This window comes from Priestia sp. RMT2NF4 (assembly GCF_047872835.1).
GTDB lineage: Bacteria > Bacillota > Bacilli > Bacillales > Bacillaceae_H > Priestia > Priestia zanthoxyli.
The window spans coordinates 108,389-121,740 of record NZ_JBLQZO010000001.1 but is presented as its reverse complement, the minus strand read 5'-3'; the positions used below and the strand labels follow the sequence as shown (position 1 = coordinate 121,740).

Genomic DNA, 13,352 nt, shown 5'->3' with positions numbered 1-13,352 from the left:
CAAAATCCCACAAATAGGCCGAGGTTAATTTGAACTGCCCCTCCAATGGTTAACCATTGGAGGGGCAGTTTCTTATGACTTTCTGTTTTTATTTGTCCATACGCTTCTCTACTTTATTTCCTTGTACTGCTTCCCTTTTTCTCTTTTTTGTAAGAATATAGAGGCACTAATCCAAGAGGTAATCGGAATAATAATGGCTACACCAATGCCTCCGCTTAAAATAGAAATGACTTCTGCACAAAAGGTTTTTGAATTGATAATGTCTCCAAACGAATACGACAATCTCTTAAACCAGATAATTAACGTCAAATATCCGCCTACAAAGGCAAAATACAGTGTATTGGTTGTGGTGCCCAAAATATCTCTTCCGATTTTCAAACCAGAATTGAAGAGATTCTTTTTAGTTACGGACGGATCATGAACAAATAATTCATTCATAGAAGACGAAATAGATAGCGAAATATCAATGATCGCTCCTATGGCACCCATAATAATTGTACAAATGGCTATTTTAGCAAAGTCAATTCCAACATAAAGTGAAAAAGCGTTAATTTCTTCTTCCTGTTCTTCTCCAAATCCTTGAATCATTGCATGATGTTCAATAATAAAAATAAAGAGTACTAAAACAGCTAAGGTAATAATCGTTGAAACAAACGCAGCAAGCGTTTTACGATTGAATTTATTAATATAAAATAAATTAATGCAGCTAATGATTGTACAAGCGATTAACGTAACAACAATCGTATTTTTTATAGACAGCATAAAGAGAATGGTGAGAAAAATAACGCCAAAATTCAAGAACAGCGCAAGGAAAGACCGGATTCCTTTTTTTCCGCCCACAATACTCATTAGAATAAATAAAATAAGAGCAAGCAATAGTAAAACGTTCACTTTCTGTTCCCCTTTCTAAAAATAAAAAGAATCGAAAGATAGAGTGTAATGGGAATCGTTAAAACAATGCCAACGCTGCCAGTAAGAGCACGGATTAACTCCAAGGAGAAATTCATCGAAAACGTATATCCTAGAGGAGAGCCATTCTTTAAATAAAGAAGAACCATTGGGATTGTTCCGCTTATATATGAAAAAAATAAAATATTCGTCATAGCTCCCATGATGTCTCCGCCAATTTCTTTGCCTGATTTCAGTAAATCTTTGCGCGCAATCTCTTTATTTTTTTCATATAGTTCATAGACAGAAGAAGTAATCGTAATCGCTACATCCATAACAGCTCCTAAAGATCCTATTAATACCTCACTCATAAATATTTTTTGAGGAGGAATCGTTACAAACTCCATTCCTTCATAATGAAGGCCATTAGAATCTGTCAGTTGCATGACACCATACGCGATTAAAAGAGAAACAAATGTACCTATTAAAGTTGAAATAATCGCTACATGCGTTTTTTCTTTATTACCGCTTACTAATAACAAAGAAATAACCGTAAAAAGAACGACCGCAACAATACATACAGCTAGCAAGCTCACATTTCCTAGTGCTAAATATACATTGAGGGCCCCGATTAAAAGAACAATATTAATAAATAAGCTAATGATTGAATAAAAACCTTGTTTTCTTCCAATAGCCAGCAAAATTAATATAAATAAACCAGCGACAGCGGTAACCTGCTTGTCCCGCTTCACTCCTTCAATTGTTCCATTTAGAGCATGCTGTGAATTCTTTTCTAAGGAGACAAAAAGATCTGTTCCGAGAGTATACTTTTGATCATAAGCACCTGAATACGAGTACGTATTCTCTAAATGGATAAGCCTTCCTTTATATTTTCCGTTCATTATTTTAGCAACAATTTCCTGAGAGTATACGGTATCTTTGTTATGATTTAAATCAGCAGATTTGTTTTTTTCTACAACATTCGTCTTCACTACCTCAGCTATTGGTTTTTTATAAAGAGAATAATTGTGGTTTGTTACAATGAGCGCTATACACAAACAGCAAATCCCTAATATGTAGAGAAAAATTTGTTTCCGTGATGATTTATTGGACTTTATTTTCGAAAAAAGGTTCCTTATGTGCTGAGCATACAAAGTAGACATAAATACTTTCCTTTCTGGTTATCAGTTGAACGCAGAGCTTTTGAACATGAAGAGACTGCAAAGAGATCCAAATTCCCTTTGCAGTCTTTTCATTCGTTTATTATGAGCGTTATAGAGCAAGACATACTCCAAGTACACAAGACGCTTAAACCTACTGTTTTTTCCCTTCCGTACTGTATCAGAGAAAAATGAAATTATAGTGAAAACATAGAACGATTTATCTACTTCACTAGTTTTTTATGACTATCTTATATAATCATAGGAATATAAAAACAAATAGAAAACTGGCTGCGCTATAATAAGTTGACTTTATAGCTACTAATTAGTTATAAAGCTCATGAAAAGCGACAAATAGTTGCTAAAAACAAGGAGGTTATTTCATGTTAACGAAAAAAACACTTGTCATGCTTTCTACTCTTACGCTTGCAACAACATGCGTAGCATTCAGCACTCCAACTACTGAAGCAGCTGCTAAAGATGCCTACTCACAAAAAATTGAAGCTAAAGCAGAAACGAGGCCTACGCTTCGTAAAGGTTCCCACTCTAGCTACGTAAGAGACTTACAGCAAAGCTTAAAGGATGTGAAGTATAACACATCAGTTGATGGAATTTTCGGTACGCGAACGCAAACTGTAGTAAAAGAATTTCAAACCGATCACCGCTTGTCTCCAGATGGTATTGTTGGCCCCTTAACATGGGCAGCTTTAGATGAGAACAAGGTAGAAAGAAAGCAATTTCCTGTCAGCATGGCTATTGCATTCGGTAAAAAAGAACTCGGTGACAACATTGTCTTCAGTACAGACGACCGCTTACGGAAAGATAACAACGATAAAGCTTACTATAGATTCGTAGCAAAAAATAAAGACTGGATGGATCAAGGGGGATCAGGTACCATAGGCTGGTATCATATTTACAAAAGTGGAGATGTGATCGAAGAATCCAATTAAATCTATTTGCAGATAACCGTTCGAAAAAAGCCTTTATAATCACTCTTTTGAGTGATTTACTGCCCGCCTTACAGAATGCTAAAATTTAAAGGAATCATTCCGTAGGTATTTTACTTGAACAAGAACAGCTGCTACTCCCCGTAGCTGTTCTTGTTATTTTTTTAAGTAAACATACAAAAAGCAGCATGTAAACATTCCACACGCTGCTTTTTGCAATTACATGACTACTCTGCGGGTCGAGGTCCTGCTTCTCGTCCTGAGCTTTCTACCGTTAGTATTGGCCGAACGGTGACATCTTCATTTACACGAATTTGGCACGATAAGCGCAAATGATCTTCAATTGAACTTTCTGAGTATGCATTTTTCTCCGCGTGTGTTAAATCACAATATTCACCTTCGAGCACTTCTACCCTGCAAGTCGTGCATTTAGCTTTCCCACCGCACCGATGAAGAATATTTATACCGTTGTCTTCGAGTGCCAAGACAAGCTTTTTTCCTTTTGCCACTTCAAAACTGCCGTATCCTAAAACGGTTACTCTTGGCATATATCTCCCTCTTTCCCTCTACTGTATCCAAGCGATTTGAATTACACTCTATGCAGTTTTTTTATTGCATGCCTAAGTTGCAATCCATTATTTCTACTGATTGCGACGTCTGTTTGTACGTTACAGACCCCTTTTACATGCCTAGATCCAATTAAGAAGACCATCGTTTTGTAATACGGCAACTAAAACGACAAGCCCAAGTATAATAACAGGTATCAGTGCTTTTAAAATTTGGTACTTAGATAATTCTATGCGCTGAGGTTCCTTTAACAAATGACTTTGATTTAACTCAGTATTGCTTTCACTTTCTTTATGATTCATGTTCCTCTGCCTTTCTATTTTTTTATAGTGCGGTTCGTATCTACTTCTGCTGAAATCACAAAAATAGACACAGAATTTCTTCATAAAAACCATCTTAACCTTTTTAAGAACATGCTATACCAACAATGCTATTTTAAAACAAGTCCCTATCGTATGTTTCAAACAAACAAATTCACCTTTAATAGCGTTTCTCACATCGCTAAACGCACAAGCAAGGTCGTTATTTATAATCAAAAGTAAAACCCCATAACGAGTCATGGGGTTTTACTTCGTACGTTGATTTTTTGGAATTTTAATTTGTTTAATATCTCCTAGCACATAAATATAAAAAATTAAGCCTAGCAACAATACAATTCCCGCTACCATAAAGCTTAGGTTAAAAGAACCTGTTTTATCTAAAAGGTACCCTGTTAAAGCTGTAGCTATAATTCCTCCAAACAAATTATTAGCTAAATTAACAATAGAACTAAGAAGGGAAATAGAGCCTGCAGGTGCAATTTCTGCAGAAATAGACCAGCCGATTGGTGCGGTTGCAGATATACCTGCCAGTCCAATCGAGATACAAATCATCGCTAAGACGACACTATTAGTGAAAATAGAGCCTAAAAAAACAAACCCTAAGCATAATCCTATAACAATGATGGTGCGATATACTTTTTGACTGTCATAACCTTTTTTTATGAGGTAATCAACAAGCCACCCGCCTACTAAAATGCCAGCAAATGTAGCAATTAGCCAAGGTACTGCCGTAAGCAGGCCCGATGACATGATATCCATACCGTATTTTTCTTTTAAAAAAGTTGGCAGCCACGTTAACAGTAAATTAAACGTATATCCATAGCCTGTAAACCCAATCATTAGCCCCCAAACTTTTCGATTCGTAAATAATACTTTCAAGGTATGTAAAAATTTTGATGTTTGCTCATCGTTTGCATTTAAATTATTTTCTTGAATATACTTCAGCTCATCATCTGATATGCGTCTATGCTTTTCTGGCTTTTCGTAATAAAACCAAAACAGCAGCGTAAACAGCACGTTTATAATTCCAATAGATAAAAATGCTGTGCGCCAATCAAATTTGGTGATGAGAAACGCTACAAGAGGCGCGCCAAGTACATTCGAAAATTTGGCCGCTGAATCAAACAAAGAATTTGGTAAGCTTCTTTCATTTGGAGGAAACCATAGCGACGTAGCTTTTGATGCTGCCGGAAATGCAGAAGCACTCATTATTCCTATTAAAAATCGGACAATATAGAGAAGAAGTTTTCCTTGCAAAAAAGCCATCGACATCGTTAATAAACTCCAAATCACCATACCGACTCTTGTCACCCATGCTACTCCGAACCGATCAAGCAAGCTTCCCGCAGGTATTTGCATGATCGTATAAGAATACGTATAAATAGAAAAGACAATTCCAAGCTCTGTTCCCGTTAAGTGAAATGCATCTTGTATTGCAGGAGCGGCCACTGACACCGCTACACGATCAAAATAGTTTAAAATAATCATACTGCTTAACAAAGATGAAATGAACCATCGTGTGCGTCCTGTTCGCTTTACTGTATGTTCACTCATAGCTAGCTCCTTTCATCAGTAGTTTGTTCGTTTTATTACCGTAGCATTCTACTTAATACCGCAGCTAGAAGACACTACATAAAACCTAAGCTCACCCTACCCATAAAAAATCCGAACGATGAATCGAGATTCTCAATCAAGAATCTTGATTCATTGTTCGGATCTTCTTTCACCAAAAATACTTCTGTCCAGCCTTTTTTCTCGCTAACAGTCTATTTTGCTGAAAGCTCATCTTCCGTTACCCACTTATGATTTTTCACTTTCTCTCCGCCTGTAGTCGGTGTGTAGTCTACCATATATACCGTTGTTTTTTCGGCTGAATCAATCGTTGCTTTTGCCCCTTTCATACCTTTCATATGATCTGCTTCAAGCGTCACTTCGCTGCCTCGCTTTAACTGCTCGTTACCCGCATCTTTTATTTCTTCTTGAATAACCCACTTATGATTTTTTACTTTTTCCCCGCCAGTCTTTGGCGTATACGAAACGGTATAGGCCGTAGTATCGTAAGCACCAACAATCGTTGCTTCAGCCCCGTTCATGCCTTTCATATGATCAGCTTTCATAACCGCTTTATCTCCAACTTTATATGTTGGATTTTCAGCTTGCTTTAATCCTTTTGGAACCTCTCCTGAACTAGAGTGATTCATCTCTGAGTGATCGTGCATGGATTCATTTTTGTCAGCTGAAGGTTTTTCATGACTAGAATCGTTTCCGCATCCGCTTAGTCCAATAATGACAGATGCACCAAGAATAAATAGCTGTTTTTTCATGACAGTCCCTCTTTTCCACCTAATAAATTTTAAAATAAAAATCTTTTAATCCTTAGAAACAACTTATCTTTGCATACTCTTCTTCTTTTCTTTATTATAGCCAGACTTTGTGCAGATTTTGTGAAGATGAGGGTAATTAGGTACGAAAATTTCCTGTGCCTAAAAAAGGCCTTCGTATGAAACACTTACCACTAGGAAAAAGTATAAAAATAAAAGGAGGAAAGAAACATGCTAAAAATACGCTTTGCTCTATCCTCACTCTTACTTGTAGTTAGCTTGGTGATGGGAGCCCCCTCTTTTTCCGCACAGTCCACGCTCTCACCTAGCGTACAAAAGATAGAAGTAACGTCCATTAAAATGAAAACACTCAAAACGTTTATCGATGAACAAGATATGAATACATTCACCAATAGTATAAAAAAGGCTGAGCGCATGAAACTTCTCTTAGATGAAGAATCTGCTGGGAGCATCGATTGCAAAATGACCATTACCTATGGAGATGGTTCTAGCCGTCATTATTTCATTTGGATTATGGATGATGGACGTGATGTGTTAATTGCTCAGCAAAAGCATCCAGAAGACCTTCATCTTAAAGGGTATGAATTGAATCAAAAAAATTCCTTGCACCTGACAAAGCTGCTAAAGAATATTCTTTAGCAGCTTTGCTTTTGGATCACTTTCACCGAGAGTGGCTCGATGACTCCAATATTTTTTAGTTTATATTTCCCACACAGCATATACTGCTATAACGGCAAGCACGTACAAAATAGCTGAGATGATCCACTTTTTCATACCTTATAGCCTCACTCTCTGCAATCGCAGTGCATTTAATACCACCGATACGGAACTAAAAGCCATCGCGGCACCAGCAACCCAAGGAGCTAACAGCCCAACTGCTGCAATTGGAATACCGAGCGTGTTATAACCCATCGCCCAGAATAGATTTTGCTTGATATTAGAAATCGTTTTTCTACTCATTTCAATCGCATCTGCAATGCTCATCAAGTCTCCTCGCATCAGCGTAATATCAGCGGCTTCCATCGCTACATCCGTTCCTGTTCCGATGGCCATTCCAATATCAGCTAACGCAAGTGCAGGAGCATCGTTAATACCGTCTCCTACCATTGCGACTTTTTTACCTTGCTGCTGAAGCTTTTTCACTTCTTCTGCTTTGCCTTCTGGCAACACTTCTGCTATAACGTGCTCAATACCCGCTTGCACCGCAATAGCCTGAGCTGTTTGACGATTATCTCCGGTGATCATCATCACTTCTAAGCCCATCTCTTTCAACCTAGAAACTGCTTCTTTAGAAGTCTCTTTAATAGTGTCTGCAACAGCAAGCATGCCGGCATATTTTCCGTCAAGAGCAACGAGCATGGCCGTTTTTCCTTCTCGTTCTAAATTTGTCATTTCTTCTAAAGCTGCATCAATATTCACTTTATGTTGGTTCATAAGCTTTCTTGTTCCTACTAACAGCTCTCGTTCTTGTACAGTTGCCCTTACTCCATGCCCTGGAATCGCTTCAAAAGATAACGGATCTTGAATTTCTATACCTTTATTTTTTATACCTGCTACGAGTGCTTGAGCTAGAGGATGCTCCGATAAACGCTCAGCTGATGCAACTAACTGTAATAGCTCATTTTCTTCGTAGCCCTGTGCAATACGTACATCGGTTAGCTCAGGCGTTCCATTTGTAACAGTTCCCGTTTTATCTAAAAGAATCGTATCGATTTTATGCGTCGCTTCTAAATGCTCGCCGCCTTTAAACAAAATACCAAATTCTGCTGCGCGGCCCGACCCCGCCATAATGGAAGTTGGAGTAGCTAAACCTAATGCGCATGGACATGCGATCACCAATACGGCGATAAGCTTTTCTAAAGCCGGTGCAAATTCGCCAGGCACAATCCAAATGTACCAGACAAAGAACGTAAGAAGAGCAATTCCAACCACAATTGGCACGAATATACCTGAAATATAATCAGCTAATCTCTGAATAGGGGCTTTAGACCCCTGCGCTTCTTCTACTACTTTAATAATTTGCGCAAGCGCCGTCTCTTTTCCAACGTTTGTAGCTTTTATTTTTAGAAAACCATTTTTATTGAGTGTGGCTCCAATTACTTTATCTCCAATGCTTTTATCTACCGGTACGCTTTCCCCTGTCAGCATGGACTCATCTAAAGCCGATTGTCCTTCAATAATCTCTCCGTCTACAGGTACTTTTTCACCGGGTTTAATAAAAATAACTTCGCCTTTTTGCACTTCTTCCACTGGAATTTCAATTTCCGCTCCGTCTCTTACTACAACGGCCGTTTTAGCTTGTAAACCCATCATCTTTTTAATTGCTTCTGAAGAACGGCCTTTGGCATTGGCTTCAAATAATTTCCCTAAAAGAATCAGCGTAATTAATATAGCACTCGTTTCATAGTAAAGCTGAGTAGTATGAGCAGATGAGCCAAGCGATTTAAGAGAAGAGTATAAACTATAGAAATAAGCTGCGCTTGTACCTAGTGCTACTAAAACATCCATGTTGGCACTTTTGTTACGAAGAGCTTTAAATGCACCTATATAAAATTGCTTCCCTACGACGAATTGAACAGGCGTAGCTAAAGCGAGCTGAACCCATGGATTCATCAGCATATGAGGCAAAGGAATAAACGACGTAAACGTAAAATGACTAACCATTGCCCATAATAACGGTACGCTTAAAATAAATGAAAACCAAAACTTTCCTTTTTGTTTACTCAGTTCTTTTTCTCTGTAGCTTTGCTCTTCTTCTTTTTCTTCTGACTTTAGCTTGGCTCCGTATCCAAGCTTTTCAACTCGCTGCGTTATGTCTTGCGGATCTATTTGAGAAGGGCTGTATTCAACAGAAGCCGTTTCTAAAGCAAGGTTAACACTTGCCTTTGTCACGCCTTCTAATTTGTTTAACCCTTTTTCAATACGAGTCGAACAAGCGGCGCACGTCATGCCCGTAATAGCAAATTCGGCTTTTTCACTTACAACTCCGTACCCAAGCTTTTCGATTTTTTCTTCAAAGGCCTGTGGACTTGTTTTAGACGGATCAAATATGATAGTAGATCTTTCCAAAGCCAAATTCACGTTTGCTTCTTTTACACCTTCTATTTTTTTTAACCCTTTTTCAATCCGGTTAGAACACGCTGCGCATGTCATACCCGTAATTTGCAAGGTGGCTTCTTTTTGTTTGTCACTCACCGCGTTTCGCCTCCTGTTATATACCTACAAGGGGTATATTTTTCTCCTAAATCAAGCGTGCGAAGGTATTCGCACGCGATGCTGTTTATGCTACGTCATAACCTTGGTCATCAATAGCTTCTTTAATATCTTCGACCGTTACTTGACTTGGATCAAATGCAACCGTTACTTTTGCATCTTCTAAGCTTACTTCTACGCTTTTAACGCCATTAAGTTCGCCTACGCCGCCTTCAACAGCTTTGACACAATGACCGCAAGACATTCCTTGTACTGATAATGTTACGTTTTCCATTTCTAGCATCTCCTTTATTTCATTAATCGTTTAATGGTTGTTAATAATTCATCCACTACTTCTTCATCACCATCTTGCACACGTTCTACAATGCAATGCTTCAAGTGACCTTCAAGCAAAATTTTACTTACACTATTCAAAGCAGACTGCGCAGCTGCGATTTGAGTAATCACGTCGTCACAATACGTATCTTTTTCAATTAATCCTTTAATTCCTCGAATTTGTCCTTCAATTCGATTTAATCGGCTTGTTAGGTTTTTTTTCACTTCTGGAGAATGGTGACTTTTTCTTTCACTATTTATCGTACAACATTTTTCTTCACTATTCATGTGATTCGCTTCGACCATCTAACATCCTCCCTTCATAACTTCATGATACTATACCCCCCTACCCTATGTAAAGCGAAAAGCTGGCTTCTGCTTACTTTATCTTTTCACCAATTTCAGTAGCTATGCTCATATCATTTTCAACTAACATCAACCCACTTATAGCCTATTCCCCATACGGTTTGCAAGTATTCGTCTACGGGAAAGCCCGCTTTTCTAAGCTTATCCCGAACATTTCGCACATGAGAGTCAATAGTACGGTCTCCAATCTCCGCCTCATATCCCCACACTAACACAAGCAAGTCGTCTCGGCTGAACACACGATTTAAATGCTGAAGAAGTAACCCCACCAATTCAAACTCTTTAGGCGTTACTTGAATCTGCTGATCTTTATATTGTAATACGTGATTTTCCTTGCTCCATACTAACCCTTTGTAGGTGATTTCATGTTTTTCCTTTAACGAACGTCTAAGAACCGCACCGATGCGTGCAACCAATTCTTCTTCGCTAAACGGTTTGGTAATATAGTCGTCTGCCCCTATATTTAATCCTTTTACTACATCTAACGTTTGGCTGCGGGCTGTGAGCATAATGACCGGTAGATCAGACATTTTTCTTACTTTTTGACAAATCTCCCACCCATCTTCGCTTGGCATCATAATATCTAATAACATCAAATCTGCTTTGTTACCTTCATAAAGATAGCGCAGCGCTTCTGTGCCTTTTTCAAATTTTATACATGTAAATCCGTTTGGCAGCAGATAAAGTTCTAGTAAATCCAGCATCCTTGCTTCATCATCTACTAATAAAATAGTTGCCATCCTATCCATCCTCTCTTAATACAATCTCTACAGTCGTACCTTTTCCCGTCTCGCTTGTGATTGTTATTTCTCCTCCATGAGCTTCTACAATCTCCTTTACAATTGATAAGCCTAATCCGTAGCCTCCGCTTTTTCTCGAGCGGGATTTTTCCACTCGATACAGCTTGTCAAATACGTAAGGTAGATCTTTTTCTGGAATGCCTATTCCTTGATCTTTAAGAGTTATTGTCAATGATTCAGCTGATTTTTTTACACTTAAATCAATTTTGGTCTCTTCTTTTGAATAGTTCATTGCGTTATCAAGTAAATTGATAATCACTTGCTGAAATCTTTCAGGATCTAGTGAAACGTAAAGACCTTGAGGGCAGCTTATCTCCAACTCCATCTCCTTTTCTTTTAAAGCTAAATGAAAATGCGCGCATACGGTGTGCAAATACGTAGCTAGCTCTACTTTTTGTTTTTGAATAAAAAATGTATGCTGATCCAGCTGCGCCAGCTGAAACAAATCTTTGACTAACTGTGAAATTCTTCCTGCTTCTTCTTCCACAATAGCAAGGTACTTATCACGTTCTTGCGGTGTATTAGAAGGCCTTCTCGCTACGTCTGCATAGCCCTTTAAATACATCAAAGGAGTTTGAAGTTCATGTGAAATGCTGCTTAAAAATTCATTTCTCTCTTTTCGTAATCGCTGCAGCTCATTCGCTAACGACTGAATGGACATTCCTAATTGTCCAAGTTCATCTCTTGAATGAGCGCCAAGTTTCACAGACAAATCTCCTTGACTCAGCTTCTCTGTTGCTTTTTTCATTTTGATTAAAGGAGCGGTTATAAATTTAGACAGAGCAAAAATAGTCACAATGGAAAATAAAACGGACACAGCTCCCGCTACGTAAAAATGATGCTGTAGTCTCGCAATCATTTCGTGAATATCCTTTGTGTTTTTGAACATATAAACCGTTCCGAACTGTTGATGGCCTTCTTTAATAAGTGATGCCGTGGCGATATAAGGTTTGCTTTTCCAGTCGCCTTGCATAATTTCACCTTTATATGTAAGAGACTTTCCTTTCCATTTCTCTACTGCTTTTCTTGCACCTTGAATTAAAGGTCTAGACGAACTGATAATTTCCCCTGTTTTATCCGTTATGATAACATCAGTTTCTGCTTCTGATTCCATCAGTGCAACATGGTTAAGCGTAGCAGAATCATGATGCTTCTCTAATACTTCCCGGTGACTGTTTCCTCTTAAACGCAAGCTTTGCAGCTCCTCTGAAATTCGTGTATTGGCAAGACCGCTATATAAATAGAAAAAGAGAGCGGCTTCAATTAGTAAAATGAACATTAAAAACAAGAGTCCAAGCTTAATAGAAATACGATTCATTTATTCACATCCCTTGCTTTCATTATAAAAGTAATAAATGAAGAAACTGTGCAGAATAAAACATACCTAATTAAATAACGATTATTCTTTGACATTTTACCACGGGTATCTGACAGCTTAGCGTATGAAGTAAGTTTATCATACAGCAAATTTCGAACTTACGAAGCGTGCAGCAATACATAATCCAAAAGCAAAAAGAGATTGAGACATAACAAAATCACTCTAATCTAAAGACGAACAAATTGGATAAGGGAGCTAGTATAAATTACTGGTCACACCGCAGTTGATTTCCGTGCAAGACTTCGCTTTCCGCGGGCGGCCGCTGAGCCTCCTCGTTGCTTACGCTCCTGCGGGGTCTCACCTGTTCCGCTTTCCCCGCAGGAGTCTTCGTCTTACCCTCCAATCAACTGCTAGAAGCAACTATATACATGAAACCTACGTTCACCATACCAATAAAAAAATCCAAACGAGTTGGATTCTTCATCAAGAATCTCGATTCATCGTTCGGATTTTTCTTTAACTAAATTTGCCTCAGCCTCTTTTTATTTAACAATAATAACAGGACATTCTGCCGATTGAGCAACTTCGTGACTTACACTTCCTAGAAAGGTCTCTTTAACAAAGCCCTTTCCTCGGCTTCCTATCACAATGACGTCTTGTTGATTGTCACGTGCGTATTCAATAATTTTCTTTGAAGCGGTGCCTTCTACACCGTATGCCTCATATGGAATACCTGATTGAGTTAAATGATTGTGAGCTTCAGATAAAATATCGCGGTTTTCTTCTTCTATCAGTGCGTCCAAGTCAACGCTAAAAACAGGCTGCTGCAAGTGAATTCTTTCCTTAATATGTACAATTGTCAGCTTATTAGCATTTACGCTTTCAGCTAGTTTACTTGCATGTTGAAGAGCACGAATAGAAGGTGCGGAACCATCAAAGGCGACTAAGATTTTGTTATACATATCAAGAACCCTCTCTCTTTTTGTTCTTTCATGATGTATTACCATCTAGATGCTGTAGATGATAAAGCAAAAAATAATAAAGTAAGAGACTTCTTGATTTTTGCTTTATCATCCATACTATACTTTTACCGCTTTCAGAAAAAACAAAACATTT

General features: G+C 38.2%; 13 protein-coding genes. 2 read left to right on the top strand and 11 right to left on the bottom strand.

Translation table 11 applies throughout. From position 1 onward, the window contains the following. Window positions 1–108: 108 nt before the first annotated feature. Window positions 109–891, bottom strand: a complete 783-nt coding sequence (locus tag ACMX9J_RS00535) for a YibE/F family protein (protein WP_165635869.1) — start codon at window positions 889–891, stop codon at window positions 109–111. After that, entirely contained in the window at window positions 888–1,880 is a 993-nt protein-coding gene (locus ACMX9J_RS00530; RefSeq protein WP_416225304.1) for a YibE/F family protein, read from the bottom strand. The genes ACMX9J_RS00535 and ACMX9J_RS00530 overlap by 4 nt, the downstream gene beginning before the upstream one ends. 551 nt (window positions 1,881–2,431) lie before the next feature. On the opposite strand from ACMX9J_RS00530, the gene ACMX9J_RS00525 reads away from it, so the two are divergent. After that, window positions 2,432–2,998: a peptidoglycan-binding domain-containing protein gene (locus tag ACMX9J_RS00525; RefSeq protein ID WP_034264495.1), complete on the top strand. Its 567-nt coding sequence runs from the start codon at window positions 2,432–2,434 to the stop codon at window positions 2,996–2,998. Between the two features lie 224 nt (window positions 2,999–3,222). On the opposite strand, the gene ACMX9J_RS00520 is transcribed toward ACMX9J_RS00525, so the two are convergent. The 3 genes from ACMX9J_RS00520 to ACMX9J_RS00510 form a co-directional block, all read right to left on the bottom strand. Next, window positions 3,223–3,543 (bottom strand): 2Fe-2S iron-sulfur cluster-binding protein, encoded by a 321-nt coding sequence (locus tag ACMX9J_RS00520; RefSeq protein WP_034264498.1) that lies wholly within the window; start codon window positions 3,541–3,543, stop codon window positions 3,223–3,225. A gap of 585 nt (window positions 3,544–4,128) precedes the next feature. Beyond that, on the bottom strand, window positions 4,129–5,436 hold the full coding sequence (locus tag ACMX9J_RS00515) for an MFS transporter (protein ID WP_034264501.1): 1,308 nt from the start codon (window positions 5,434–5,436) through the stop codon (window positions 4,129–4,131). Between the two features lie 212 nt (window positions 5,437–5,648). After that, the gene (locus ACMX9J_RS00510; RefSeq protein WP_416225303.1) at window positions 5,649–6,206 is read right to left on the bottom strand and encodes a YdhK family protein; all 558 of its coding nucleotides are present in this window, start codon (window positions 6,204–6,206) and stop codon (window positions 5,649–5,651) included. Between the two features lie 228 nt (window positions 6,207–6,434). Here ACMX9J_RS00510 and ACMX9J_RS00505 point away from each other — a divergent pair, with 228 nt between their 5' ends. Continuing rightward, window positions 6,435–6,863, top strand: a complete 429-nt coding sequence (locus ACMX9J_RS00505; protein WP_047751139.1) for a hypothetical protein — start codon at window positions 6,435–6,437, stop codon at window positions 6,861–6,863. A 138-nt stretch (window positions 6,864–7,001) separates the two neighbouring features. On the opposite strand, the gene ACMX9J_RS00500 is transcribed toward ACMX9J_RS00505, so the two are convergent. The 6 genes from ACMX9J_RS00500 to ACMX9J_RS00475 form a co-directional block, all read right to left on the bottom strand. Beyond that, the gene (locus ACMX9J_RS00500; protein ID WP_048021346.1) at window positions 7,002–9,419 is read right to left on the bottom strand and encodes a heavy metal translocating P-type ATPase; all 2,418 of its coding nucleotides are present in this window, start codon (window positions 9,417–9,419) and stop codon (window positions 7,002–7,004) included. Between the two features lie 85 nt (window positions 9,420–9,504). Then, window positions 9,505–9,711, bottom strand: coding sequence for a copper chaperone CopZ (gene copZ / locus ACMX9J_RS00495; protein WP_013082796.1), 207 nt, complete (start codon window positions 9,709–9,711; stop codon window positions 9,505–9,507). Window positions 9,712–9,725: 14 nt separating this feature from the next. Then, a complete protein-coding gene (locus ACMX9J_RS00490; RefSeq protein ID WP_013056612.1) occupies window positions 9,726–10,058 on the bottom strand; it encodes a metal-sensitive transcriptional regulator in 333 nt (110 codons plus the stop codon). Between the two features lie 119 nt (window positions 10,059–10,177). Then, window positions 10,178–10,858, bottom strand: a complete 681-nt coding sequence (locus ACMX9J_RS00485) for a response regulator transcription factor (RefSeq protein WP_047751141.1) — start codon at window positions 10,856–10,858, stop codon at window positions 10,178–10,180. 1 nt (window position 10,859) lies between these two features. Further along, window positions 10,860–12,236 (bottom strand): sensor histidine kinase, encoded by a 1,377-nt coding sequence (locus tag ACMX9J_RS00480; RefSeq protein WP_416225302.1) that lies wholly within the window; start codon window positions 12,234–12,236, stop codon window positions 10,860–10,862. Between the two features lie 542 nt (window positions 12,237–12,778). Continuing rightward, window positions 12,779–13,198 carry a universal stress protein gene (locus ACMX9J_RS00475; RefSeq protein ID WP_028413689.1) on the bottom strand — a complete coding sequence of 140 codons (420 nt, stop codon included), beginning with the start codon at window positions 13,196–13,198 and terminating at the stop codon, window positions 12,779–12,781. Window positions 13,199–13,352 lie beyond the last annotated feature (154 nt).